The 26,262-nt window shown below is 48.1% G+C and carries 19 protein-coding genes and 1 pseudogene; 10 read left to right on the plus strand and 10 right to left on the minus strand.

The window, feature by feature from the left end; genetic code table 11:
* On the plus strand, positions 1-200 hold a 200-nt coding region (locus QUA25_RS25750), incomplete at its 5' end, for a hypothetical protein (RefSeq protein ID WP_333042240.1).
* Here QUA25_RS25750 and QUA25_RS25755 read toward each other — a convergent pair.
* The 4 genes and pseudogenes from QUA25_RS25755 to QUA25_RS25770 form a co-directional block, all read right to left on the minus strand.
* Positions 148-1,098 (minus strand): annotated as a pseudogene (locus tag QUA25_RS25755) (IS630 family transposase). The gene QUA25_RS25750 and the pseudogene QUA25_RS25755 sit on opposite strands and share 53 nt — an antisense overlap.
* Positions 1,099-1,686: 588 nt before the next feature.
* Entirely contained in the window at positions 1,687-2,814 is a 1,128-nt protein-coding gene (locus tag QUA25_RS25760) for a type II secretion system F family protein (RefSeq protein WP_333042215.1), read from the minus strand.
* Between the two features lie 87 nt (positions 2,815-2,901).
* Positions 2,902-3,999, minus strand: a complete 1,098-nt coding sequence (locus QUA25_RS25765; RefSeq protein WP_333042216.1) for a type IV pilus twitching motility protein PilT — start codon at positions 3,997-3,999, stop codon at positions 2,902-2,904.
* A gap of 89 nt (positions 4,000-4,088) precedes the next feature.
* Positions 4,089-6,098, minus strand: coding sequence for a GspE/PulE family protein (locus tag QUA25_RS25770; protein WP_333042218.1), 2,010 nt, complete (start codon positions 6,096-6,098; stop codon positions 4,089-4,091).
* A gap of 1,292 nt (positions 6,099-7,390) precedes the next feature.
* On the opposite strand from QUA25_RS25770, the gene grpE reads away from it, so the two are divergent.
* The 8 genes from grpE (at position 7,391) to QUA25_RS25810 (ending at position 16,308) form a co-directional block, all read left to right on the plus strand.
* Positions 7,391-8,185, plus strand: a complete 795-nt coding sequence (gene grpE, locus QUA25_RS25775; RefSeq protein WP_333042220.1) for a nucleotide exchange factor GrpE — start codon at positions 7,391-7,393, stop codon at positions 8,183-8,185.
* 293 nt (positions 8,186-8,478) lie between these two features.
* Entirely contained in the window at positions 8,479-10,620 is a 2,142-nt protein-coding gene (dnaK, locus tag QUA25_RS25780) for a molecular chaperone DnaK (RefSeq protein WP_333042221.1), read from the plus strand.
* A gap of 132 nt (positions 10,621-10,752) precedes the next feature.
* Positions 10,753-11,880: a molecular chaperone DnaJ gene (dnaJ, locus tag QUA25_RS25785; protein ID WP_333042223.1), complete on the plus strand. Its 1,128-nt coding sequence runs from the start codon at positions 10,753-10,755 to the stop codon at positions 11,878-11,880.
* A gap of 291 nt (positions 11,881-12,171) precedes the next feature.
* Positions 12,172-12,462, plus strand: a complete 291-nt coding sequence (locus QUA25_RS25790; RefSeq protein ID WP_333042225.1) for a sulfurtransferase TusA family protein — start codon at positions 12,172-12,174, stop codon at positions 12,460-12,462.
* Positions 12,459-13,709 carry a ribosome small subunit-dependent GTPase A gene (rsgA, locus tag QUA25_RS25795; RefSeq protein ID WP_333042227.1) on the plus strand — a complete coding sequence of 417 codons (1,251 nt, stop codon included), beginning with the start codon at positions 12,459-12,461 and terminating at the stop codon, positions 13,707-13,709. Before QUA25_RS25790 ends, rsgA begins: the two co-directional genes overlap by 4 nt.
* Positions 13,710-13,949: 240 nt before the next feature.
* On the plus strand, positions 13,950-14,735 hold the full coding sequence (locus QUA25_RS25800; protein WP_333042229.1) for a MotA/TolQ/ExbB proton channel family protein: 786 nt from the start codon (positions 13,950-13,952) through the stop codon (positions 14,733-14,735).
* A gap of 15 nt (positions 14,736-14,750) precedes the next feature.
* Positions 14,751-15,479, plus strand: coding sequence for a biopolymer transporter ExbD (locus QUA25_RS25805; protein ID WP_333042231.1), 729 nt, complete (start codon positions 14,751-14,753; stop codon positions 15,477-15,479).
* 631 nt (positions 15,480-16,110) lie between these two features.
* On the plus strand, positions 16,111-16,308 hold the full coding sequence (locus tag QUA25_RS25810) for an NblA/ycf18 family protein (RefSeq protein ID WP_006635253.1): 198 nt from the start codon (positions 16,111-16,113) through the stop codon (positions 16,306-16,308).
* A 434-nt stretch (positions 16,309-16,742) separates the two neighbouring features.
* Here QUA25_RS25810 and QUA25_RS25815 read toward each other — a convergent pair whose 3' ends face one another.
* From QUA25_RS25815 to QUA25_RS25840, 6 genes are all read right to left on the minus strand, one after another.
* On the minus strand, positions 16,743-17,192 hold the full coding sequence (locus tag QUA25_RS25815; RefSeq protein ID WP_333042233.1) for a hypothetical protein: 450 nt from the start codon (positions 17,190-17,192) through the stop codon (positions 16,743-16,745).
* Between the two features lie 80 nt (positions 17,193-17,272).
* Positions 17,273-18,475, minus strand: a complete 1,203-nt coding sequence (locus tag QUA25_RS25820; RefSeq protein WP_333042234.1) for an anhydro-N-acetylmuramic acid kinase — start codon at positions 18,473-18,475, stop codon at positions 17,273-17,275.
* Between the two features lie 68 nt (positions 18,476-18,543).
* Positions 18,544-19,275: a PP2C family serine/threonine-protein phosphatase gene (locus QUA25_RS25825; protein WP_333042235.1), complete on the minus strand. Its 732-nt coding sequence runs from the start codon at positions 19,273-19,275 to the stop codon at positions 18,544-18,546.
* 415 nt (positions 19,276-19,690) lie between these two features.
* Complete coding sequence (locus QUA25_RS25830; protein ID WP_333042236.1) at positions 19,691-21,457, minus strand: AarF/ABC1/UbiB kinase family protein; 1,767 nt, start codon at positions 21,455-21,457, stop codon at positions 19,691-19,693.
* Positions 21,458-21,569: 112 nt separating this feature from the next.
* A complete protein-coding gene (locus QUA25_RS25835; RefSeq protein WP_190660406.1) occupies positions 21,570-21,902 on the minus strand; it encodes a DUF6825 family protein in 333 nt (110 codons plus the stop codon).
* 886 nt (positions 21,903-22,788) lie between these two features.
* Positions 22,789-24,360 carry a protein kinase domain-containing protein gene (locus QUA25_RS25840; RefSeq protein ID WP_333042237.1) on the minus strand — a complete coding sequence of 524 codons (1,572 nt, stop codon included), beginning with the start codon at positions 24,358-24,360 and terminating at the stop codon, positions 22,789-22,791.
* Between the two features lie 901 nt (positions 24,361-25,261).
* Here QUA25_RS25840 and QUA25_RS25845 point away from each other — a divergent pair.
* A complete protein-coding gene (locus QUA25_RS25845; RefSeq protein ID WP_333042238.1) occupies positions 25,262-25,876 on the plus strand; it encodes a hypothetical protein in 615 nt (204 codons plus the stop codon).
* Positions 25,877-26,262: the final 386 nt, after the last annotated feature.

Here is a 26,262-nt window from a genome sequence, read left to right on the forward strand (position 1 = left end):
AAAACCCTTATTTTGCCCTACAACCCTTGCCAGACAAGCGTTGGAGCCGCAAGTTTTTAGACCTGAATCCTTACGATTCACCTACCTCATTATACATAATTGATGGTTTACAAACCATTTGCGATCGCTATATAGCGTTTCCTATAGTCATGAGGTACAGTAGCAACAATGAGCAAACCAGTTATGAATATCTTTTTTAGTAACTTGTAGCATAGCATCTGTAATTGCATCAATTAAGTCTAAATAATTTCTGGCTTTAAGTTTTCTTAACAGAGATTTCACTTTTGACCAAAAATTTTCTATCGGGGAAAACTCGGGAGAGTAAGGAGATAAATAAATTAACTTTGCTCCTGCCTCTTCGATAAATTATTTCACCATTTCTCCGCAATGAATTTTAGCATTATCCATAACTACACAAGCACCTTGCCAAAGTTTAGGAACTAATTCTCTCAGGATAAATGCTTCAAATGTTATTCCATTTACTGCACCATAAATAGTTCTTGAAGCTACCACTTCTGTACTCTATAAAGCCGATATTAAAGAAATATTGGTTCCCTTTTTGAGTTGTTTTTCTCCTCTCGCTCTTTTACCTTTTAAGGCTCTTCCATATAGTCGTACCATTGCTAGATTAACTCCGGATTCATCTATAAAAATTAGGTCGTCTGCCCGGATGTCCCGGATTTTTTCCCAAAATTCTACTCGGGCTTTTTGAACTCGTTCGCTTCTTTTCTCAGCCGCATAGAGTGTTTTTTTTTGAAAGTATAATTGAGTTGATGGCTAATTCGTCCCATGGTCGATATACTTACTTTTATTCCCGTTTTTAACTCAAGCATTTCCGTTAGTTCTTTTAAAGTTGCATCATTATTCTCTTCTATTATTTCCACTAAACTCACTAATTGTTCGCCCTGTTAATTTGGTGGGTGGACTTCCTCCTTGAGCAAGAGGACTTATATCTCCTGTCTCTTGGGCTTTTTTTAGTAATTTTTGAACAAAGCTCTTAGCTACCTTAAAACGTTCTGCTAGTTTTCTTATTGAGATATTTTCTTGTTCTCTCACTTCTATTATTTTTTTTCTAAAATCTAGTGAATACGGTTGCATTGATGATTTTCCTCTAAATAGTTTTACTTTACCAAGTGTACCTCATAGCTGTGAAAAACGCTATAGCATATTAACTAATGAAGAGCCACTTTTTTTATTCTTTCTATTCTGGGGTCGTTCAAATTGGTCAAATTTTCTAAAAAACTGGCCTTTAATATATTCACCACAGGTCAGGAATCTGTTTGTTTTTGTTGGTGTCTAAAGTTTGAGTAAAACCTTTTGCCATTGATAGCACCCATAAACTACAATAACTACCTTGAAATTTATTCGGATTTAACTGTAGCATATTTTGGGTTCAAATTAAGATGCGTTTACCCTGGAGCCTAAAACCAGGATTAGGCAGCAGTTAAATCTGTCTGCCTATCCTACTTGACTTTTGTGATATTTTCGTAAGTTGTCACCAATGGGAAGACCCTGGTAATGAAGATTTGGAGGCTATGCCTCCAAATTGTTTTCTCCTTTTAATCGAGGATGTACCTCCTCCAAAAGTCTGCCCAGGCAGAGCCTGGGGACGATTGAAATAGTCATTGGTTATGCGTTAATTGCTACTAACTAATAACTAATAACTAATAACTAATTAGCTCTTTTTTACAGCTTCTGGAACACTGCGAACATCGGCAGATACATCGACAGCAAAATCGCACCTACGATACCACCGACGACAACAATCATCAGAGGTTCTAGCATACTGGTAAGTCCTTTTACTGCTTCTTCGACTTCCGTTTCGTAGAAAGCGCCAACTTTCATTAGCATCTTGTCAAGTTCCCCTGTCTCCTCGCCAATTGCCATCATTTGAATGGCCAAAGACGGAAAAACAGCTTGTTCTTGCAAAGCAATACTGATCATGCCGCCGCTTTGAATTTCCTGTCTCGCATATTCGATCGCATTAGATATCGCCTGATTCCCCGCCACATCTCGCACAATTTCCAAAGAATTGAGAATCGGCACGCCCGATCGCGTCAGCGACCCAAATATCACGCAAAACCGAGCCACCGCAGATTTTTCGATCAAATCTCCAAAAATCGGCAACTTCATCGCAATCCTATCAATTTGTAGGCGACCTATTGGAGTTTTGTAGTACATATCGAAGGCAATTTTGAGTGCTATAATTACCCCAATAACTGTTATCTGTTGGATCGGAGGCCAAGCGGTACAAAATGCACTAATTGCCAACATAAACACCGTAAAAGCTGGCAAATCTGCACCAATATCCTTAAATATTTTAGCGAAAGTTGGTAGCAAGAATATGGTCATTGCGAAAAAAATCACGATCGCAATAAAGAACACAGTCTTCGGATAAGACATCGCCGAATTAATTTCAGCCTCCGTCTTGTGATTTTTTTCCATCATCACCGCCAGACGGTCTAGGGTTTCATCTAGCACACCCCCGACTTCTCCCGCCGCCACCATACTGATAAACAGTTGGTCAAAAACATCAGGAAACTTAGCCATCGCCTCTGCCAAGTTTATCCCCTCCTGAACGTCAGCATTCATGCTCCTGAGCGCTCGCTTCAGCTTAGCATTAGAACACTGCTCGTGCAGCACGGAAAGGCATCTAACGATCGCCACCCCTGCATTAAACATAGCCGCAAACTGACGAGCAAAAATAGCCATATCCTTAACAGTAAGACTGGTAAGGTTATACTCGATTTGCTCCTGAATCTTACTGAAATCAAAGCCACCTTTCGGTTTTTCGCGGATAACGTTGGTAGCCACAGCTCACCTCTGAAAATTTATTAAAATTTATGACTCATCAGTCATTAATTCAGTCGGCAGACTTCTGACTAATGACTGCTGACTGAATTAATGAGCTTTTACCGGGGCGCCACCAACGGGTGCCGGGCCGATCAAGCGTTCGAGTTCGTCAGCCTTAGAAGCCTTGCCCATTGCCGCTTCCCAAGTGACTTTACCGCTCTTGTAAAGTTCAGCGAGGGCCATTTCCATCGTCCTCATGCCCAATTTCGCCCCCATTTGGATTTGGGAGTAAATCATTGGAGTTTTGCCCTCCCGGATCAAGTTAGCCATAGCTGGAGTATTCACCATGATTTCCATAGCGCAGCAGCGGCCGCCCCCAACTTTCACTACCAAATTTTGGCTGCAAATTCCCACCAAAGAGTTAGACACCTGGGCGCGAACCTGGGGTTGTTGAATGGGCGGGAACACGTCCAAAATCCGATCAATCGTTGCACCCGCAGAATTAGTGTGCAACGTTCCCATCACCATGTGACCCGTTTCTGCCGCCGAAATTGCCAGACCGATGGTTTCCAAGTCGCGCATTTCCCCCACCAGAATCACATCAGGATCTTCGCGCAAAGCTGCTCTCAGCGCATTAGCAAAGCTCTTAGTATCTTCGCCCTTTTGGCGCTGGTGAAACAAACTCTTGATATTAGGAAACACATATTCGATCGGGTCTTCAACTGTTAGAATGTGTTCTGCCCGCGTCCGGTTGATCAGATCCAACAAAGCCGCCATCGTAGTAGTTTTCCCAGAACCTGTTTGTCCCGTCACCAACAGCATACCCCTGGGTCTTTCCGTCAGATCCCGCAAAATTTGCGGCACGCCTAAAGCATCTGCGTTAGGAATCTTAGAAGCCAGAGCCCGCATACAAGCAGCCCAAGCACCCCGCTCGCGGTAGACATTGACGCGGAACCGAGCCAATCCCCGAACGCCGTAAGCGCAGTCGAGTTCCCACTCCATTTCCAACTGCTTGCGCTGCATATTGTTGAGCATTTGGAAAATTAGGATCTGCACTTCCTCAGCAGACAGAATGTCGCCGTATTGAGTCTGAGGAGTTAGTTTCCCGCTGACTCGGAAGAATATAGGCGCGCCCGCTTGGATGTGTATGTCCGAACCCCCTTGCTCTACCAGGGACTCCAGTACGTCTTCAATCATCAGACCCATAGATACCTCTCCTCGATCAAATTGATAGTTATTGACCAATCTAGCTCAGTTAAGAGTCAACAGTTAATAGTCAACTGTTAACTGCTGAATCAATCCAAAAAGCGTGGCGTCAAGCAGTACGGACAATCCAGCATCTCCGGCTTCAATTCCGCCTGACAAGTTTTGCAGGTAAGTCCCTGCTTGCGTTTGGCTTTCATTTCAGCCTCCAGGCCCGAGTCTGTAAACGTCACACGCTCGACTTCTTCAAAGGTAGTCGCGCCTTCCCGCACCAATTGCAAGCTGTAAGCCAACAGCGTTTTCATCCCTTCTTCTACTGCTGCTTCCTTAATTTGCTCTGTGGGAGCTCCTTGAGTGATCAGAGTTTGAAGCCGCTCAGTATTTTTCAGGAACTCGTAAACCCCTACCCGTCCTTTGTAGCCTAGGCCGCCACACTTCCGACAAAGTTGCTCGCGTTCTGCCAGTTCCTTCCTTTCCTCCACCGGTATGGTGTTGGCTTTGTAAATAGTCAGATCAATTTCTTGAGAAGCCGACAGACCGTACTTGCCGAGTTCTGCGGCAGTAGGCTGGTAAGGAATGCAGCATTTGTCGCAAACGCGCCGCATCAGACGCTGAGCCAACACGCCCAACAGAGCGGCCGAAACCATGAACGGTTCTACGCCCATTTCGGCCAAACGCGCGACCGCTCCGGCCGCGTCGTTGGTGTGCAGCGTCGTCAGCACCAAGTGTCCAGTCAAAGCAGCTTCCAGAGCCGTTTTGGCCGTTTCCTTGTCCCGCGTTTCCCCCACCAGCATCACGTCAGGGTCTTGCCGCAAAAATGCCCGCAGAATGTTGGAAAAAGTCAAGTCTTTTTCCCGAATTACTTGACATTGGGTAATTCCTGGCAAAGCATATTCGATCGGGTCTTCCGCCGTACTGATATTAACCCCCGGATCGTTCCGTTCTGCCAGAATCGAGTACAGAGTAGTTGACTTGCCCGAACCCGTCGGCCCCGTCACCAAAATCAGTCCGAACGGACGGCTAGCACTCTCTCGCACTAAAGCCAGAGTTTCTTCGTCGGAGATTAACAAACCCAAACCCAACTGAGTGCTGGAACTGTCCAAAATCCGCAGCACGATTTTTTCGCCGTACCGGGAAGGCAAGCTGTTCACCCGGAAATCCACCGTGCGTCCCTCAAACACCCGGCGGATGCGCCCGTCTTGAGCTTGTCGGCGTTCGGCAATATCCAGGTTGGCAATAATCTTGAAACGAGCGGTAATCGATGCGACTACCTGCTTGGGAAACCGGAAATACTCTTGCAGCACCCCGTCTTTCCGCATCCGAATCCGCATGAACTCTTCTTGAGGTTCTACGTGGATGTCAGACACCTTTTCCGACAAAGCTTTAGCCAAAATGATATTGACCGCCTTAATTACGGGAGCCGCCTCAGCATCGTCCAATGTGTTAGCGAGGTCTTCTTGGTCGCTACTCTCCTCTTCTAGCGAGAGCTCGCCAAAATCTCCCTCCCCTAAATCCATCTTTCTCTGCTTTTCGATTTCAGCTTTTTTAGCTTCCCTCTTAACTTGTTCGTCTTGATAGGCAGAAGTTATGTCCTGATAGTCGTCTGGCGTAATCACCCGTCGCTGCAAAGCCAAGCCGTGAGGCTGTAAAATCCGCCGCAAATCTTCTATGGCGTTGAGGTTGTCGGGATCTACCATTGCCACTAAAACTGCCGCCGGCTCAGTTTCAGTCTTCGCTACGGGTAAAAACCGACCTTGGTGACAAATGTCGATCGAAATCTTCAACGCATCGAGCATCACTCCGAGTTGCTCGTTAGACATTTCGCTCATCTCGGGGTCAAATGCTTCAACGCCGTAGACTATCTTCCGTTCAAACATCTGCTGCTTCTTGTAAAGTCGCAGCAATTCTGGGGGTAACGGCTGCCCGGTAAGTGCTTCTAATACCTCCGTCAAACGCTTGCCCGACTTCTGGCTTTCAATTTGAGCTTGCTTCACTTGCTCGCCGTTGACGTAACCCGACTGAATCATCTTGGTGATAGCCGGAGTAAATTGGCTCAGAGCAACTATCGATGTGGAGGAGCGAAGCGGGGATGTGCTAGTCATAAAAAACACTCAATAGGTGGGAAACTCAGTCACAAAGAGTGCTGAGAGGAAAACCAAGGCGGGGTTTTAACTCCCATATTCTTTGCTTATGGATCAGCTATCATTTTCTTGCTCAATCCCTATCTCTCAAGTGTAAGCTCGCAGTCCCTTCTAAGCTTCGTCCACAAATTGACGAGATGTTGGAGGGATTTGCCGGTGCTAGCAATCAAATCTTGTTCATTGAGTGCTAAGTTGCTTACTTACCTGATTAACTTGCGGGATACTCTCGTTATAGCGTCAGGGCACATCACTTGGGGGTTCCCCGTACCGGGAGAGAAAAGCGGGGCGGGGTGTGTCCCCCTCCCAGGCTAATTCTATTTTCCCAAATTGTTTGCTCAAATTACAGCGCCCGTGGTGGCGCGGTTAGCTTTACTAAATTAAAGATGAGCTATGTTCTGTGATGATAGCTGTTACGAAAGCCTCGATCGCCCTTTTGAAATATATTTTGATTAATTATCTGCGATCGGTCACTGCCCGATCGTCGGCTGCATGAGCCCCCAGGGCAAATTTTGAGCAACTCTAGTTTTGGGTCAGTAAATATTACTTTGATTATACCCTGGTGTCCAAACCTTTGTGACGTAAGCTTGACGGTTCAAAAATCTTGGGAAGAGGCAAATTAGATATCAACCGTATTTACACATGATCACCTCAGCGAGACAAACTAATTTCTCTCATTTGGCTGGCAAAAATTCGAGACTTCAAGCGACTTCGGCGCTATTGAATCCGAAAAAAAACAGCCCCAATTTGCATCAAAATTAACAACCTAGTATTTGAGTTACACAAGCACACAGCTAACTACTTAGTCACTCAATACAAATTCCTTTTTCTCCATACTTGGGAAACTCAGCAAATCGTAAAAAATGCCAGCCTCAGCTTGCGACTAAAACAGCCTGACAGATGATAACTTTAAGTCACTATCGTTTTAAGTAAAGCTTGAAACATCAAGCCTTATAGGTGGGAAACATTGTAGTAGATGTAACAGAAAAATATACTTATAAAAATTGTTGTAAATGCGATCGCTTTAATTAAAAATGAGAACCCGAAAAAAGTTGGGTTGCCCTCATTGCTGTCATATTATACGTAAATATCTAAACGGGCCTTTGAATATTTTATGGAAAGCTTTGAGCAATGTCTCCAGAGCTGGCGAGTTTTCCTCTTTTCACATTGTGCCATACACAGTAAATTCGAGTCCTCTAGATTTACCGGGTTAACTGTATCTGCTAGAATTGATAGGGTTCTGTCGCGCAGCTTTTATGATTGACGAGGAAAAACAGCAAGATCAAGATCCTAACTCAACTGGGGAAACCACCCCAGAGGGTTCGCCAATGGCAAGCGAAAATCCGGCGGCATCAGGAAACTCGAACGAATCGGCGGATTGGGAGCTCGAACTTGCTCGAGCTTATCAAAGTGCTCAGGGCGATCGCACCCCAGCAAACGCATCGGGGCCTACCGTCACCAGCAGTTCAACCAACAGTTCGACTGCAGACGCGGCGGAGCCTTGGAAGAATGAACTGGCGCAGGTAACCGAGGAAAAAGAGGCTTTAAAAACTCAGTTGCAAGTCGCATCCGCTCAACTAGAAGAACTGAAAAATCAAAATCTCCGCCTAGCAGCAGATTTTGAAAACTTCCGCAGGCGTACCCAAAAGGAAAAAGAAGAGCTAGATTTACAGGCAAGGTGTCTCACGATCAAACCCCTGTTGCCGGTAATTGACAATTTCGAGCGCGCTCGATCGCACATCAAGCCGCAAACCGATGGCGAAATGAACATTCACAAAAGCTACCAAAGCGTTTACAAGCAAATGGTAGACGGCCTCAAGCAAATCGGGGTTTCTCCGATGCGCCCCGAAGGTGAACAGTTTGACCCCAACCTCCACGAAGCTCTGCTGAGCGAGCCAACTGACGAACACGAGGAAGGAACAATTATCCAAGAACTAGAACGCGGCTACATTCTGGGCGATCGCGTCTTGCGGCACGCCAAAGTGAAAGTTGCAGCGGCTGGGCTATCTGTGGTAGCCTCAGATGAAAATCCCGATAGTTCGGAAGGTTAATCGGGATACAAGCTACTGCATTCCTCAAAGTCAGTGACCCCCGAATAGAGTTCGGGGGTTCCAAGGTGGCAGACTCACCAACTTCTGAATTAAAGATGACTAAAAGCAGGTCAGCGCTTTGTCCAAAAATTCTGAAAAATGTTTTTACCCGTCTTTGATATTGCTTTAGGAAATCAAGTTTATTTCCTACAAATCTGGTCGGGTGATGCTTGTTTAAACAAGCTGAGTCGTTTTTCTTCCCCCAACCTGTAGTTGGAGGTTTCCAAACATCCCACAAAGTTTTATGAGGCGCTATGGGAAAAATTATTGGAATTGACTTAGGCACAACTAACAGTTGCGTAGCTGTGTTAGAGGGCGGTAAACCCGTCGTGATCGCCAATTCCGAGGGCGGCCGCACAACTCCGAGTATAGTAGGATTCGGCAAGGCAGGCGATCGCTTAGTAGGTCAATTGGCCAAGCGGCAAGCTGTAACTAATGCTGTAAATACTGTCTACAGTATTAAACGATTTATCGGACGGCGGTGGGACGAGACGGAAGAAGAACGAGCCAGAACTCCCTATACCTGCATAAAAGGCAAAGACGATACCGTTAACGTCCAAATTCGGAACAAGGTTCACACTCCCCAGGAAATCTCGGCAATGGTACTCCAAAAGCTCAAGCAAGATGCTGAAGCTTATTTGGGACAAACTGTTACCCAAGCCGTGATTACAGTGCCAGCCTACTTCACAGACGCTCAACGGCAAGCTACTAAAGACGCCGGTACGATCGCGGGCCTAGAAGTCTTGCGGATCGTCAACGAACCGACGGCGGCAGCCCTTTCCTACGGGCTGGACAAGCAAAATATAGAACAGAAAATCTTGGTCTTTGACCTGGGTGGCGGTACTTTTGACGTTTCGATCCTGCAACTGGGAGACGGAATTTTTGAAGTCAACGCTACATCCGGTAACAACCATCTCGGAGGAGATGACTTTGACGACTGCATAGTCCAGTGGCTGGTAGAAGCTTTCCGCACTCAAGAAGGCAGTGACCTCTCACAAGACAAAATGGCCTTGCAGCGCCTCCGAGAAGCTGCCGAAAAAGCGAAAATCGAACTCTCCAACCGGGAATCCACCTCAATCAATTTGCCCTTCATCTCCTCTGACGAAAAAGGGCCGAAGCATTTGGAAATGGAACTCTCCAAAGCTCAGTTTGAAAAACTGGTGGCTCATTTGGTGCAAGCGACGATCGATCCGGTGACTCAAGCCCTCAAAGACGCAAGTTTGACCCCCAAAGACATAGACAGAATTATTTTAGTGGGAGGCTCAACCCGGATTCCGGCAGTTCAAAAGGCAATTAGCAAGTATTTTGGGGGGGTTTCTCCCGATAAATCCGTCAATCCCGACGAAGCTGTAGCCGTAGGCGCGGCAATTCAAGCCGGGGTGTTGGGTGGTGAAGTCAAAGACTTGCTGCTGCTCGATGTAACGCCGCTATCCCTGGGACTCGAAACCTTGGGCGGAGTGTTCACAAAAGTAATCGAGCGCAATACAACTATTCCCACCAGTCGATCGCAAATGTACAGCACGGCGGCAGACGGGCAAACCTCGGTAGAAATTCACGTGCTCCAAGGCGAGCGGGCATTGGTTAAAGACAATAAAAGTCTCGGCAAGTTCTTGCTCAAAGGCATTCCCCCAGCCCCCCGTGGCGTACCTCAAATCGAAGTTACCTTTGAAATCGATGCCAACGGGATTCTCAAAGTGGCTGCTGAAGACAAAGGAACCGGAAAAGAACAAAGCATCCAAATTTCCAATACAGGGGGATTGAGCGAAACCGAAGTCGAGCGGATGCGACAAGAAGCCGAACTTTACGCCGACGAGGACATCAAGCGCGCTCTACTCGTCGAACTCAAAAATCAAGCTGACTCCCTCGTCTATAATTGTGGTGTAACTTTAAAAACCAACGCGCAACTGCTGAGTGACGAGCTCAAGGCCGAAGCGGAAAAAGCCGCATCAGCCTTGCGGGCAGCGATGACTAACCCCGACATCACAATCGAGGAACTCACCCCCGCAATCGAATCTTTCAAGCAACTGCTATACTCGCTGGGGACAGCAGTCTACGACCAAGCCCGCAGCGGGGCAGCCCCGTCAGGATCTGTTGTAGAAAGCGAGATGATGTCAGAAGTAGAATCATCAGAACCAGAAGAGGTTAAAGCGGACGACGACAGTATTTTGCTGAAAGAAGAGCTGCTGGTGGCGCCCCAAGCTCCGCCGGAACCAAAGCCGGAACCAAAGCCGGAATCAAAGCCGGAATCAAAGTCGGAGCCCAAGCCGGAACGACAGTCAAAACGACAGTCAAATCCACAGCCAAATCCACAGTCCAGTCCACAGTCAAATCCACAGTCAAAACAAAAACAGAAGGTTCCCGAACCAGAAGTTGATGATATGAATCCTTTCCTTTAAAACTGAAAAGCTAACAGTTAAAAGTTAAAAATTAACAATGAGAATTTTTGATTTTTAATCAGTAATTTCAGGAAAGGTCGCCCGTTTCTTTTTCGTACACTTTTTGTTATTTACCTCCAGGCAAGCAGCTCTATGGCCGGTGATTACTATGAAATATTAGGCGTTTCTCGCAGCGCAGACAAAGAAGAAATTAAGCGTGCTTACCGCCGCCTAGCTCGCAAGTACCATCCAGATGTCAACAAAGAATCCGGTGCCGAGGAGCGGTTTAAAGAAATTAACCGCGCCTACGAGGTACTCTCAGAACCCGAAACTCGCGCCCGTTTCGACCGTTTCGGTGAAGCAGGCGTCAGCGGTGCAGGCGCACCTGGGTTCCAAGACTTTGGTGACAGCTTTGCCGATATTTTTGAAAGCTTCTTTCAGGGTTTTCAGGGAGGTGTCGGCCAACAACAGCAAGGTCGCAGGCGCAGCGGGCCGGTGCGCGGAGACGATTTGCGCCTCGATTTGCGGCTGGATTTTCGGGAAGCAGTGTTTGGTGGGGAAAAAGAACTCCGCATCAAGCATTTAGAAACCTGCGAAACTTGCACCGGGACTGGCGCGAAACCGGGAACCAGACCCCAAACTTGCTCGACTTGTACCGGCAGCGGTCAAGTCCGACGCGCTACCCGCACTCCTTTCGGCAGCTTTACTCAAGTTTCAGTTTGCCCTACTTGCAACGGCACCGGGCAAGTGATTGAGGATAAGTGCGAAACTTGCGGCGGCCGAGGCCAGAAAGAAGTGATGAAAAAGCTGAAAATCACAATTCCGGCTGGGGTTGACAACGGTACTCGCTTGCGCGTTTCCAATGAAGGGGATGCCGGCAAACTCGGCGGGCCGCCCGGAGATCTTTACGTGTTCTTGGCGGTGAATGAAGACCCGCTATTTAAGCGCGACGGCACTAACGTTAGCTCGGAAGTGAAAATTAGTTATTTGCAAGCAATTTTAGGGTGCCGGTTGGAAGTGGAAACCGTAGACGGGCCGACGGAATTGTTGATTCCTAGCGGAACTCAGGCGAATACTGTTCTGACTTTGGAGAAAAAAGGGGTGCCTCGGTTGGGAAATCCAGTCAGTCGTGGCGATCATTTGATTACGGTGTCTATTGACATTCCGACTAAGGTGACGGCTGAGGAACGGGAATTGCTGATGCAGCTTGCTAAGCTGAAGGGCGATCGTACCGGTAAAGGCGGCTTGGAAGGGTTTCTGGGTAATTTGTTTCAGAAATAAGCAATTTTTGACACCAATTGGTGTCAAATTTTCCTGTGTGACGATTCCCCGGCAATTTGTTTCAGTATCGGTCAAAAAATTGTGTGCAATTGCTCACAACAATCTCAGGTGGGACGCTTCCTGGGCATTGCGTTTCCGCAGCCCTCAAAAAAGTGAGCGCAATTGCGCTCACTTTTTTCAGAAAGAATAATAGTCTGTGTCCAATTGGACACAAAATTTTAGATTCTCCAGTTTCCAGGCAACTTGTTTAAAAAACTACGGCTTTCAGGATTTGAGATTGCAAAAAGCATTATGAATTCAACATCGAAAATTGAAAATCCCAAATCCCCAGATGCCAAAATCGATCTGCGGGGTACTCCGTGTCCTCTGAATTTTGTCCGCACTAAACTGCGCTTGGAGCAAATGGCACCGGGAGCAGTTTTGGAAGTGTGGCTGGATGCTGGGGAGCCGATCGAACAAGTGCCCGACAGTCTCAAAATGGAAGGCTACCAGATACTTGAAACGCAATTTGTCGCGGATGAGCCGGAGTCGGGCTTTTTTTCAATGAAAGTGCAGCGCCCAGAAGACAAGGAAGCAGGATGAGCCTGAATTCAGCCTCGATCGTGGGTACTGTAATTGCTGTTCAGGCTAACTTCTACCAAGTGAGGTTAGATCCCGAAGTCTCCATTGACGGGAAAAAGGCTCCCCTCGCTGATTCTCCGGTTCTCCTGTGCACTCGTCGCACTCGACTGAAAAAAATTGGCCAACAGGTGATGGTGGGCGATCGCGTGGTGGTAGACGAACCGGACTGGACTGACCGCCGGGGTGCAATTTCTGAAGTCTTCCCGCGCCAAACAGAACTCAACCGCCCGCCTGTAGCTAATGCCGATCGCATTCTCCTCGTTTTTGCCCTCGCCGAACCCGACTTAGATCCCGCATCATTAACTCGGTTTTTAGTCAAGGCTGAATCTACAGGTTTAGAGGTGAGTTTGTGCCTGAACAAATGCGATTTGGTCACGCCCCAAGAGTTGCAACAGTGGCGCGATCGACTTTCAGGCTGGGGCTACGAACCAATGTTTATTAGCGTCCGCAGCGGTGCAGGAGTTCAGGAAGCCCCCGCTAATGCTAAAAATGAAATTTCTCCGTTAGAACCCTGTTCCCATGACTTAGTGGAAGAAATAGAGCCATCTCTGATGAGTTATGAGGACAACCCCCAAGTTCCAAATTCGGTCAAGGCGTTACATCCGTTAAACCCCGTACATAGCCCGTTGCCGAACTTGCTTCTAGACCACCTGCAAGGGAAAATAACGGTAATTTGTGGCCCTTCTGGGGTTGGCAAGTCCAGCTTGATCAACCAACTGATCCCGGCCCTGAATCTACGAGTGAACGCTGTTTCCGGCAAACTCGGCCGCGGGCGCCATACCACTCGCCACGTCGAACTATTTGAACTCCCCGGCGGCGGACTTTTGGCCGATACTCCGGGCTTTAATCAGCCGGCTCTCGAATGCGAACCCTCAGAGTTAGCGGAATATTTTCCAGAAGCGCGCCAGAGGCTGTCTTTGGGTAGCTGCCAGTTTAGCGACTGTTCGCACCGAGACGAGCCTAACTGTGTCGTGCGGGGCTCTTGGGAGCGCTACGAGTATTACTTGAATTTTCTCGAAGAGGCGATCGTCCGCCAGCAACAAGAGCAAAACTCTAGTAGCGCCGAATCGAGTTTGAAGCAGCAAACCAAGTCGGATGGTACGCAGCATTACGAACCCAAGCTGCAAACTAAAAAATATCGCCGTTCTTCCCGCCGCGTTCAACACCAGTCACTCCAAGATATGTGTCAAGACTTAGAGGAATTGTGAGGAAGTCGCCGCCCATAGCCCGTAGGCACTAGAAAACAGTACCAAGACTTACCCAGAAACCGGGTTTCCTCGACGAAAATACTTCGTTGTACCCGGATGCCCCTTCGCAAAACCGGCGTTCTTTAGTCGCGAGTGCGTAAGTCCTGAGTACATTAATAGCTAAAATTAAATGGCCTTAGATTTGTTAAAAAAAGTAGAACAGAAGCAAAAGTTAGCGGGTACTGCAGGAGCAAAAATATTGTGAATATTCAAGAACTGTTTGAAAAAGGCGGCCCCGCCATGTGGCCCCTGTTGCTGTTATCGATTCTATCTTTGAGTACCATTATCGAGCGCTTGTGGTTTTGGGCAAGCCTCCTGAGCAAAGAAAAGCAGATAGTTAACCGCATTCTGGAAGCGGCTCGCAGCGATTGGGGGGCGGCTAACGAGATTGCCAGACAAGCTAACCGACAGCCGATCGGGCGATTTCTTTCTGCACCTCTGCGGCTCTACAATCCCGAACCAGATTTATTTCGACTCGCACTCGAAGCAGCAGCCGATGAAGAGTTGGCTTCGATGCGTCGCGGTGACAAAATCTTAGAAGCTACGATCGCTCTAGCCCCTTTGCTGGGCTTGCTGGGAACAGTTTTGGGCTTGATTAACTCGCTCAGTTCCATCCGTCTGGGCGACATCGGCACGTCAGCAACAACTGGCGTAACTTTGGGGATTAGCGAGGCGCTGATCACGACTGCTACTGGAATGATAGTAGCAATTTTTAGCTTGGCGTTTTATCGGATCTTTCAAGCTTTTTTGTTCAACCAGGCAAAAATATTTCGCAAAGCTGGAAATGAATTGGAATTGCTTTACAGGCAATACTGGCCTGCAGCTAATGCTAAGGGTCGAGCACCCGGTGCAGAATACAGCAATTCTTCTTTTGGTGCAGATGGTTTGAACAGGCGTTCTCTCAATTCTCAAGAATCGGGAGAACGGAATCGGGAGCCGAAATTGAAAGGTTCCGATCCGGCTGAAGATTCACCTTCTAATAACTAGAACCAAGGAGAACTGATGAAGATTAATCTAGATACTCCTGCTGAAGAGGCTCGGATTGAACTGGTGCCTTTAATTGACGTGATCTTTTGCATTCTGACGTTTTTTCTCCTGGCGGCTTTGCAACTGACTCGGCAGCAAGCCATTAATGTGGATTTGCCTAAAGCGAAGACAGGACAAGTACAGATGCGAGAGATGCTGATTGTCAGCATTGACGATTTCGGTCAAACTTATATCGACCAATTGCCTGTTAATTACCAACAACTCGATCGAGTTTTAAAGAGTTTCCAAAGTAAAAATCCTACGGGGTTGATGGTGCTGTACGCTCCTCAAAATGCGAGATATGCCAAAGTTGTGGAGGTTTTAGACAAATTGAGAGAGGTAGGGGGCGATCGAGTTGCGCTGGCAACTCTTCCTAGTTCGGCTTCCTCCCCATCGCCCAATACCTCGCTTCCCAATTCGGGCATTCCTGCGGCACCTGCGATCGGCAATTCCGGTCAACCTCTGCCGTCTCCTGTGCCTCCGGGGCAGCAACAGTTCAATCCAAATCAGTTTCAATCTCCTCTCCCGGCTCCGGGGCAGCAGCAGTTCAATCCAAATCAGTTTCAATCTCCTCTCCCGGCTCCACAGCAGCCTAGCAACTCTGGGGCAAATCAGGGCATTCCTCCTGTTTCGCCTGCACCCGCTGCTCCCAATTTCAGACCCGGAGCGGTCACTCCACCCCAGGATGGCGGGCCCTCGAATTAGTCAGAAGGAAAAAGGTTCGGCAACGGATTGTGTAACGGATGTAACGGATGTAACGGATGTTCGTCGGAAGAAGGGAGAAGGAAGAAGGGAGAACAGAGAAATAGAAATTTTCCCAATCTCCTCATCTCCCGCTCTCCCGCTCTTCCGCTCTCCTCATCTCCCCCTCTCCCGCTCTCCTCATCTTTCAATCTCTCCCTCTGGGCCTCTCCCCCTCTCCCGCTCTCCTCATCTTTCAATCTCTCCCTCTGGGCCTCTCCCCCTCTCCTCATCTCCCGCTCTCCCGCTCTTCCGCTCTCCTCATCGCGGAAAGAATCTCCGCCGGATTTGGTATAAACGGCTTCAATTCTTTTGGTTCGTACTGAGCCTTTTTTCTCTTGACAAGTAGATACACTTGTATATGCCTGCGGAAGGAACTTTTGCAGACATCTCCCCATCTCTATCCCTAAGTAAGTTATTTCTTAGGACAGAGGGTAATTTTGTCAAATGATTGTTACCTTTTGTAATATATACTCAAGCGATATGGGCCATCGGGCATCCCGAAACCAACGGTCGATCGCTGAAACAACTTACAAATCTGGTTAATCCAGGTGTTCACTTTTAAGTCACCTTTACTTACAGAGGAGTCAAAGTCATGAGCCAACCAGCAGAATTGTCTTTGGAACAGCAATTTAGCCTGTGTTCCTTCAAAACACAGGTAAGTGACATGAGCCGTGAACAAGCTCAGGAGTTTTTGGTCAAGCTTTACGAGCAAATGATGCTACGGGAAACCATGTACCGCCATTTTCTGAAACACCACTGGGGTTTAGAACCTAACCCAGGCGTTGAGTAACCAAGAGTCGCAGTCGGCGACCTCCGTCTCTTACTCTCTTCCCTCAGGCGGAAAGGAGTTGGGGGTGATGGGGCGTCACTCGAAGGCAGAGGGTAGAAGACCTGTATAGAGACTTGAGGAAAATTGGACAGTTTCTTTGTGGATTTCACTCGAATTGCGGAATCGAGCTAAGCATTTTGTCGATCGACACCACCGGAGAGCGCAAAGACAATTTATCGCGCCTCGACTCGAAAATTAGATAACTTTTAATAAAAAGTGTTAATTTTTTAACCACTTAAAATTTTTAACAAATTAAATATATTTGTGTTTATTTGCAGCGGATGAGGTTTGACAACAATGGCGCTAGTCGGACATCTGAGCGCGACCTCCGACTAGCAAAACCTTCAGTTTTCACATCAATCCCTAGAAGTGGCAACTGTGGACTCTAGAAAGAGTTATTCCGGCTGACGTTCCAGAGTCGCCTCCATTGTACTCGTCAAGTAATGACCAGACATGATGCCGCTAGATTGGTAGTAGCGGTTGTCATCAACCCGGTGAAGGGTATCAAAACCCGTCCGCCGCTGGCGTTCGTCTCCCAATACCCAATAACGCTGGACGATCGACTGGGGAGCAATCCAACCTTCGCCCTCGACGCGGGCGAGTTCGCTGTGTTGGAGTACAAAAGTATACTGCCGTTCATCGCTGTTGAGGTGTCCTCGATACTGCAAAATAATCTCTTCGCGATCGCCTCCAGGAAATACGAGCTTTGTCACCATACTGAACCAATCTGTTCGGTTCCAGCTCACTAAAGTTTTGCCTTTAACCGTAATTGGCACGCCATTGCGCTCAATCCAGCTTCCTTCGAGCGTCCATTGGCCAGATTCCATTAAAAACGTGTGAGCCACAGTGCTGTTCCTATGCTTTTCCTGCTGGCTACAATGCTGGTGCAACAACGCACAGCCGTTGTCCCTCAGACTCTATGCTATCACGCCCAACTGTGCCAACAAGAGTTAATTTCTCCTAAAAGTACCGATGTCCGGGCACCAGTAACTTGAGGCAGATTGCCGGGAATGCCCCGAACCCGCCATGCGGCTAAAACCGCGAATGCGATCGCCTCTTTAAAATCTACATTCAAGCCTGCCTCAGAAGTAGTCAACACTTGCACTGGATGCAATTGAGATTGCAATCGGCGTTTTAAGTAGAGATTGTGGCTTCCGCCCCCACATAGTAAAACTCGATCGGGCATAGCCGGTAAAAAAGTTTGGTAACTGTGAACGATCGAGGCAACAGTCAGTTCTGTCAGAGTAGCCAGCACGTCAGCAGGACTGAGGTTGTAACCTTGGGCCTCGACCAAACACCTGTCAAAATAGTCTACACCAAATAGCTCTCGCCCCGTTGATTTCGGCGGTGCTTGGCGGAAGAACTCTGATGCGAGCCAATCCTCGACTAAAGCTTGACAGGGAGTGCCCGATGCCGCCCAAGCTCCACCTTCGTCGATCGTCTTAGTGCCGCCTGAGAAGTGCTGTACTGCCAAATCTAACAGGGAATTCGCCGGGCCTGTATCCCAGCCCGATATGCCATTCCCCAGACTGAAAATCTCAGACTCGTCATTGTTTTCCCCTTTTCCTCTGGCAGGGAGATAGGTAACATTGCCAATTCCCCCCAGATTTTGGATGCAGAGGCTGATGTTGGGTTCCGCCAGCAGGCAGGCATCAACTATGGACACTAAGGGTGCTCCTTGACCCCCTGCAGCAATGTCTGCAGAGCGAAAGTTACTGACAGTAGTAATTCCTGTCAATTCCGCAATTAGCGCGCCCCGCCCAAGTTGTAAGCTGTAGCCCATTAACGCACCGGCGCTGTCTTTGGGGGCTTTGCCAGCAGGTCGGTGGTAGACGGTTTGACCGTGAGAGCCGATTAATTCGGCTTTATCATATTCTGCTTGAATTGTCAATGCTGCCGTGGCAAATTCTTGGGCAATGGCATCATCTAATTGGGCTAGTTCAGCCATTGACAAAGCTGAACCACTGCAAACCGAGAGAATTTGCGATCGCAAATTAGCAGGATAAGGGAAAGTCTTGCCTGCCACCAATTGCACTTTCAAGTCTGTTTGGGAACCGACCACATCCACCAAAGCAGCATCAATGCCATCCACCGACGTGCCGCTGATCAAACCGATAACGCGGGTCATTCAATTTTAGATTTTAGATTTTAGATTTTTAGATTTTAGATAGTGGGGTGCGATCGGGCGATCAAATATTATTTGAGGTCGAGCGTCACGATCACCACAGTAATATTATCGCGTCCACCTTTATCCTTAGCTGCTTGAATTAAAGCATTTGCAGCGCCCTCGCAGGCGCGAATCGACTTCAGAGGCGAAGCAATCAAAGGATCGGAAAGTTCTTCAGTCAAGCCATCGCTGCAGAGTAGCAGGCGATCCCCAGGCTGCACGTCCACCGGCAAAATATCTATCTCCCGCAAATCATCGCGGCCCAAACACTGGGACAAAACGTGACGCCAAGGATGAGTGCGAGCCTGGTCAGGAGTTAGAGCCTTTCTTTTGACAGCCTGAGCCACCCAAGTCTGGTCTTCAGTAATCTGCTCCAAGCGAGAGCCGTGTAGCCGATACAAGCGAGAGTCACCGATATTAGCGCACCAGGGTCGGCCCTCATCCCTAAACATTAGAACCACAGCCGTAGTTCCCATATCAGCACGCTCCGGGTGGTCGAGCTGATCCGTCAAAATTGCTTGATTGGCAATTAAAAAAGCCTTTTCCAACAACAGCGGAGAATCCTCTGGCCCTTCCCAATGTTCGAGCAAATAAGATTGAATCGCCTGAGTCGCAATCCGGCTGGCTTCTTGACCTCCGGCGTGTCCTCCCATTCCATCGGCCACTATGAAAAATCGCCCGTCAGAGTCTATGTAGTACGAATCCTGATTTACGGAACGAACTAGCCCTGTGTCTGTCTTACCTGCGAAAGAGCGTTTCATAGATTGGGTGATTGGACTCATCGAACTTGAAAGCTTGATTTAATGGGGTGCGATTTTTTATTCCAAAACTTAAATCCCGAACGGACTTGAAATTCTGCAGCCCGCGATCGCGAGTTTTGGAAAAATTGCACTTCCTTGACCTCATATTGTAGATCGTATGATGGTAATCCCATCTTAAAATTTCCGTAAATCTAGTAAATTAAGCAGCACCTGCCAAAAAAAACTGGATTTCTACCCAAAATTAGAGGTTTTGCTGGCGAGAAATCTAGGCAGCAACCGGGTTTTTAGTCTCAAAGCGCGTAAGTGTTGTAAATTTCAGCAATCTGTGTTCAGCCAGCCAAAACTTAACATTCGATGTCAAATTTGGGCTGGCGAGAAATTTCAAACCTGAAATTTCAAATCGCAAATTGCACAATTATGACATCCTGTCTAAACGATCGATCCGCTTGAACAAACGCAGCATAGCAAACCCTGCACCCGCCGCCAGCACTGCCACAGCGACAGCAGGCCAGACTTGATTGCTGACAAACAAAATTGTCGCCGACAAAGTAAAAGCACTCATCAGCAAAGCATAATTCGTGCCCATTTGAGCGCTGCTCATGCGACGGAGCAAGCGCTCTGTTTCTGCAGAACGGACGCGAATCCGCAAATCTCCCTGTTCGAGTTTATCAATAGTCTCCTCAATCCGGCGGGGCAAACCCAAAGCACTCGAACTCACCTGAGCCGCCTGACGACCGATTTCGTTAAAAATGCTGCTACTTGTATCATGGCCATTTCCATTAGTCATAAGCTGCATGGCAAAAGGTTGTGCCACCTCCATAAAGTTGAACTCGGGATCTAAACCGCGGCCCACCCCTTCGATTGTGGAAAAAGCTCGCATTACAAAAGTAAAAGTAGCTGGGAAGCGAAAAGGTTGGTTGTAGGCAATATCGTAAAGGTCGTCGGTAATCGCGCTCACAGACTGATTTTCAAAAGGCTTGTCCATGAAGTTATCCAGCATATACTGGATGCTGCGGCGCACCGGACTCATATCACCCGTAGGCACCAAAGCTCCCAAATTGATCAGAGAATCCATAATTCGCTGTCCATCCTTGGAAGCAATGCCGTAGAGCGTCTCCATCAGTCCTTCGCGGACGTTCGACTGGATTTGCCCCATCATGCCAAAATCGTAGAAAATCAGACAACCGTCAGCACTAACAGCGATGTTGCCGGGGTGTGGGTCAGCGTGGAAAAAGCCGTCGTTGAGCAACTGGCGCAAATAAGCTTTTGCCCCCAACTGAGCGATTAATTTACGATCGATACCGGCAGCTTCCAAAGCTTCGTAGTGGCTGATTTTAATCCCTGGCAGGTATTCCAAAGTCAGTACTCGCGGAGCCGCGTACCGCCAATAAACCCTCGGCACCCGCACCCAGTCACAGTTGCTAAAATTGCGGCGAAAAGTATCAGCATTGCGGCCTTCATGGAGATAGTCAATTTCCAGCCACAGAATGCGACAGCATTCCTCATAAATCCCCATCCAATCTCGGCCGCGGCCCCACTTAGGATGGTTTTGAAAGTAACGGGCAATTCCCTTAAGAATTTGCAAATCGATCTCGAACAGCTTCCGCAGTCCCGGTCGCTGCACCTTAACCACCACTTCCGGGCCCGAATGCAGTTGAGCTTTGTGTACCTGACCCAGACTTGCAGCCGCCAGGGGCACCGGGTCAAAGCTGCGGTAGAGTTCTTGAACAGTCTTGCCCAAATCTTGCTCGACAATTACCTCTAACTGCTCGTAGCTGAAAGCAGGCACTTTATCTTGCAGCTTAGAAAGTTCCTCGACAAACTCTGCCGGGAACAAATCAGCGCGGGTGGAAAATAACTGCCCAACTTTAATGAAAGTTGGCCCCAAATCCAAGAGTGTTTCTCGAACCCAGATAGCTTGAAAGCGGCGTCTGGCAACTTTCTTTTCTTCAGTCACGCCTCCCCAGTAGCTCCAATTTTTGCTGTCGAGCCAGAGGGAAGCCAGCCAGAGCAAAACAAAGGCCCAAATGTCGAAGAAGCGCCGCTTCCGGGAATATTTTTCGCGGTTCCAGCGATAAGCTTTACTTTTGTAGGATTTACTAGCAGTTTTTGGCTCATCGGCTTCGCCAGTGGGCTTGGGGGAGCGCTGGCGATTAACAGAGTCATCAAGGAGAGCAGACACTTGGGTTCCCAAATTGCTTATTTTATGTTGTTGCTTTGATTGAAAGTAGGAGCGCAGGAGCGCAAAGCAATGCGCTCACGTAGTAAATAATAGTTGTGATCGAAATTGAGCGCTAGGGCAAACTGCTGCGGTAGCGCTGCAATTCCGAGCGCACCAGAGCTACTTCGGCGCGCAGCTCGTCAATAGTCGCTTGCAAATCTGCAGGATGGATGTCTTGAATGGTGGTGGTGCTTGCAGTGCCAGTTCTGGTCTGCATCGCCTCATCCGAAGCTCGATTTGCCCGTTCCACAACTCGATCGGTGAACTGCCGCAGGCGTTCTCTTTGTTCTGCGTCAAATTTGCCGAGTTCAGAGAAAGCGTTGGTGGCCGCGCTTTCTAATTGCTCGTACAGTGCTTCGGCAAGTGCTCTGCCTACAAAAAAAGCATGAACTGGGGGTTTACTCATAAAAAATATTCGGTAAGTGGGAAACTCAGAGTCTTTAGACCTGAGAGGAAAACGACTCGGCGGTTTCAACCGCCTTGAATCCCCTTGCGGGGTTAGAGGGGTATGGTTGCCCCTCCAATGGAGATACAGTTGTCTCCTTCCTCCCTTGCGGGGTAATGTTCGCCTCGACCTGGTTATAAAGGCTTGTTAGACCTGCAACACTGTTTCAGTGACTTTAAAACTGTTTAATTGCAGATGACAGAGCGGAAAACTGGCGTCGCACTCTCCGGTGTCGTGACCTGAATAACGTCTCCTCCTGAGAGGGGTCTGGTCAGAACAGCTTGTAATTTCTTACAAGCTCAGTGGCTTTAGCCCTGAGTTCCTGACAAAAAATCTCTGTGCGCTTCCGCAACAAATTATAACTTGCTTGTCCCCGATGATGCTTGCTCCCAAAGGAAGGAATTTTGGGGGAATTGACACTCCCACCCCGAGTGTCGGAGATGGGATTCTTGAGATTTAGAACAGTCTAACGCGCCACGGCGTAGCCCTAAAGCGTCGCTTACACTGGCTCAAATTCGAGGTTGGGGTTGCTTTGTACCAAAATGTTTGCAGCTTGGCAGTATTAATACGCGACATCACACCACCTCAGCGCCACGCACATATTCTAACATAATTTAAATCCAAATAGAAAACAGTCCTGCATTTTTTGGCGGGCATTTGGATTGCAGAGGGAATAGGAAATATTCGATAAACTCAGAGGGCGACTGTTGGGATTTTCAGCTTCGACGGAAGTTTTTGGAAGATAGTCGTTGGCTAGGTAGGGCCTTATTATCTAAACTAATGAGCAGATATTTGCTGACTCATAAAACCAAGTATTTGTCCGCACTTTGAACCAACAAAAACCATACTAATTTGTCGCAGGTTCGGGAAAAGGTATCGTGGGATCTGCCACAGGCGGTGGTGAATCAGGTGCGATCGAACTATCTGAATTGTTGCCACTGGGATTTGGTATCGCAGGATCAGGCGATCGCTCGATCGGCGACGCTATTACTGGCGACGGGGATTCCGACGGCGGCAGGGTTTCAGCGCTAGCACTCTCAGGGGCAGGCGGGGCGGGCGCGACGGGCGGTTCTGCAGGCAGGGGCGCAACTTCTGGTACTGGTGCGGCTTCTGGTTGGGGATCTGGCTCGATTTCGGTTTGAGGCTCTGGAATGGGGGACTCAGAAGGCTCCTGTGCGAGTTCGGGCGTCGGCGATGGCTCAGGTTCCGGTTCGGGTTCTGGGGCGGGAGTTTCCTGGCTTGGAGACTCAGAAGGTACGGCGCTAGTTTCTGAGGGATCTTCGATCTGTTCGGGAATGTTGGTGCTGTCTAAGGGGGGTTTGGGGCGCTTGTTGAGTTCGATCGGATAGAGAGGGCTGCTTTCGACAGACGGCTGCCCGAACATCGGCCCTGACAAATCGCGGGATTTGAGCAAATCTTCCAGAGATGGGAAGGATTCAATTTTGGGGCGATTGCTGAGACTGGTGCTGTTGTAGTGCCATGCTAGGTCAAAACCCATCCAGCCTGCAATTGCAGCCGTTACCACAAACGCCAGAAAAGTCAACTGCGGCGGGGGAGGTGCGGGCAATCTTAGACTTTGCTTGCCTTTTCTTTTTACTGATACTCGCTCTGTTTCTTGCAGCATGGTGAGCCAATTTTCGACTGTCTGAGGGCGGTTTTGGGGGTCGATTTCGAGTCCCTGAAGGATGGCTCGCTCGATTCCTGGGCTGAGGTTGGGCTGAAATTGCCGTAACTCAGTCAAGGGAATGCGATCGCGCAGGGGTGCTGCTACGGGCGCCACGCCGGAGAGTAAGTAGTAGAGGGTGGCTGCGATCGCGTAGATGTCAGTGGCCGGTGTACATTTACCGTCATAGAGGTATTGTTCGATCGGCGCGTACCCGGGGGAGAGCAAGTTAGTGTGGGTTTGTTTGGTGCCGGCGGTAAAGCCGCGGGGAATTCCGAAATCTATTAACATTACTACGTGAGAATCGGCTCGCCGGATAATATTTTCTGGCTTGATATCTCCGTGCAGCAATCCGCTGTGGTGAACTGTACTTACGGCTGAGGCTATTTGCCGAATATAGTGCAGGGCCTGGGGTTCTGGCAGCGGCTGATCGGTTTCGACTATTTGGGCGAGAGTTTGGCCCGGAATGTAGTCCATTGCAATAAAAGACTGTCCGGCTTCTTCAAAAAAGTCAATTACCCTGACTATGTTGGGATGCTGACACCGCGAGCGGCGTTGGGCTTCGGCAATAAACTGCTGCTGAAATTGGGCAGATTCTGGGTGTTGGCGCAGACTTTCGTTGAGGGTTTTGAGTACGACGGTTTGGTTTAAATGGGTGTGGATAGCTCGGTAAGTGATGCCGAACCCTCCTATCCCTAAAGTCGCGTTAATTTTGTATTTGCCCTGTTGCAGGACTGTTGCTGGCGCTAAGTTCATCTTCAGTTGATGCCGTTTCCCAAACTATGCTACCGCCTTTGGGTTATTTCGCAGAGTTAGGGGTGAGGTTTGAGCGATCGGCGCCCTAGTTTGAGCTTTAGCTCTGCTATATCTTTAATCTTGGCATCCCCACGTCATTTTATCTGTCGTAGGTATTGTGAAAATTAACGCTCCGGCTTTCCAATAATAAAAATCCCGCTCTTGTGGAACGGGAAAGCCATCAGGGTGCATCTATAAATATCTGATCTGACTCTAACTTCTGGGGGGTACAACCCCTCATTGCTTTAACAAGTCTTTAAAATTAGTCGATTTTTGTAAAAATTTAGGTTTTATGTTGACTTATAATCAATTTTATGGGATTGAAGATTGCCGCATCGCGCTCTTGAGCTTGGGAAATTGAGACTCTCAGGTCTGAAGAGAGGCTCGATTCTTGAATAGACTAGGGGAGAGAGCAATTTTTGCAATCTGGCTGCGATCACTTCAGTTGAGGCGAACTGGTACATTCCGATGGCGAATATGATCTGGATTTATAATACGTCGTTTTCCCCTGCTGCTCCCAGAGTCACACCTTACAGACCAAATTACCTTTTTGGCTCAGATGAAGTTCAGGCGAGCGGCATAAAATGAGAAAGAGGCATCGTATCGGGCTTAATCTTGAGACTGCAAATGGCTCAAACCTTGTAAATAAAAAGGCTGTAAGCATTCTCCAGACATTGGTAGCCCAGAGCCATAAAAGCTTCAATCGCTGTTCGCGTTACACAGCAAGGCCTGGAGGCAAGCTCAAGTTCTCCGAAGGGGGGAACTTGAGCTTAAGTTGTCACCAATGGGGTCTTCCTGGTAACGAGAAGCGATCGATTAGCAATTAGCAGCAATTAGTAATTACTTATTCTTTGGTTTGAAAATGTCTGTTAAACAATCACATTACGAAACTTTACTAGCAGAGTACAGCGAATCTTCGGCCGCGATCGCCCTGCTGAAAAAATATCGGGTTTACATGGAAATGATTCCGAGTATTCGCCGCGCCCATGAGAGTTTAATCACAATTCCTTTGCCAATTGCGCGCTTGCGGGACGGGGTTTCGTATGCCGGAAGCAGCGGCACTAGCATATCGCCCGGACAGGCAGTTTGTTTGCCCTGCGATTTGGCGATTTTGATGTGCGATCCTGAATGGAAAGTTAAAATTGGAGTGGAAATTTTGATTTTCATTCATCGTCCGGGCGAAGAGTTTTCTGAGTTGCTCGGCCGCTGGCGGCAGTCTCAAGTTTGGCTGGATAAAGGTTACGAATGGGTGATGCCGCAGCGCTACAGACATATTTACAGCGATGAAGCTGAGGCTGTTCATCCGCTATTTGTTTTGTTTGAGGAAACGCCGGAACTGATTCAACGGGGTTTGATGGCGGCTGGTTTGCCGTTTGTGGTGGAAAGTTTCGAGTCGGGGAGTGAAGAAGTAGAGGAGGAAGAGTTTCTGGGTAGCGGGGAACTGGGAAGTATTGGTGAAGAGAGTTTTGATTTGTAGGGTGGGTGCGATCGCCTATAGCCATCCTATTGCTTGAAATAAAGTAGATTTTTTTCAACGAACTGCAGAGGGCGCTCTTGGCGCAGAGAAAGAGAAAAGAGAGAAATATTGATGTTTGTGAAGCCCTAAGTGCGTTGTTATACGAAATTCTGGTTAGCTACCCCAGTTAGAATATAGTAATCCTAAATCAGTTGCCAAAATATTGGGCTTCACTAATCCTGATTAATTTGGTATTAATTACGAGTTTTTATAAAAAAATCCATACATCTCTAGCTTGGGAAAATCAAAAGTCTGACAATCAGTTACAAGCCTGACGGGGTGACAGGTTGCCTGAAAATCATACAGTCCGGCAATCCTAGACAAATCGCCTAGAAAAATATAGGGTA

This window comes from Microcoleus sp. Pol17C6, from assembly GCF_036701145.1.
Lineage (GTDB): Bacteria > Cyanobacteriota > Cyanobacteriia > Cyanobacteriales > Microcoleaceae > Microcoleus.

What these genes read in the sequence shown, in the direction of transcription:
- QUA25_RS25765 (WP_333042216.1), bottom strand. Translation starts at nt 3,999, where the DNA reads ATGGGTCTGATGATTGAAGACGTACTGGAGTCCCTGGTAGAGCAAGGG.
- QUA25_RS25770 (WP_333042218.1), bottom strand. Translation starts at nt 6,098, where the DNA reads ATGACTAGCACATCCCCGCTTCGCTCCTCCACATCGATAGTTGCTCTG.
- grpE (WP_333042220.1), top strand. Translation starts at nt 7,391, where the DNA reads ATGATTGACGAGGAAAAACAGCAAGATCAAGATCCTAACTCAACTGGG.
- dnaK (WP_333042221.1), top strand. Translation starts at nt 8,479, where the DNA reads ATGGGAAAAATTATTGGAATTGACTTAGGCACAACTAACAGTTGCGTA.
- dnaJ (WP_333042223.1), top strand. Translation starts at nt 10,753, where the DNA reads ATGGCCGGTGATTACTATGAAATATTAGGCGTTTCTCGCAGCGCAGAC.
- QUA25_RS25790 (WP_333042225.1), top strand. Translation starts at nt 12,172, where the DNA reads ATGAATTCAACATCGAAAATTGAAAATCCCAAATCCCCAGATGCCAAA.
- rsgA (WP_333042227.1), top strand. Translation starts at nt 12,459, where the DNA reads ATGAGCCTGAATTCAGCCTCGATCGTGGGTACTGTAATTGCTGTTCAG.
- QUA25_RS25805 (WP_333042231.1), top strand. Translation starts at nt 14,751, where the DNA reads ATGAAGATTAATCTAGATACTCCTGCTGAAGAGGCTCGGATTGAACTG.
- QUA25_RS25810 (WP_006635253.1), top strand. Translation starts at nt 16,111, where the DNA reads ATGAGCCAACCAGCAGAATTGTCTTTGGAACAGCAATTTAGCCTGTGT.
- QUA25_RS25820 (WP_333042234.1), bottom strand. Translation starts at nt 18,475, where the DNA reads ATGACCCGCGTTATCGGTTTGATCAGCGGCACGTCGGTGGATGGCATT.
- QUA25_RS25825 (WP_333042235.1), bottom strand. Translation starts at nt 19,275, where the DNA reads ATGAAACGCTCTTTCGCAGGTAAGACAGACACAGGGCTAGTTCGTTCC.
- QUA25_RS25835 (WP_190660406.1), bottom strand. Translation starts at nt 21,902, where the DNA reads ATGAGTAAACCCCCAGTTCATGCTTTTTTTGTAGGCAGAGCACTTGCC.
- QUA25_RS25840 (WP_333042237.1), bottom strand. Translation starts at nt 24,360, where the DNA reads ATGAACTTAGCGCCAGCAACAGTCCTGCAACAGGGCAAATACAAAATT.
- QUA25_RS25845 (WP_333042238.1), top strand. Translation starts at nt 25,262, where the DNA reads ATGTCTGTTAAACAATCACATTACGAAACTTTACTAGCAGAGTACAGC.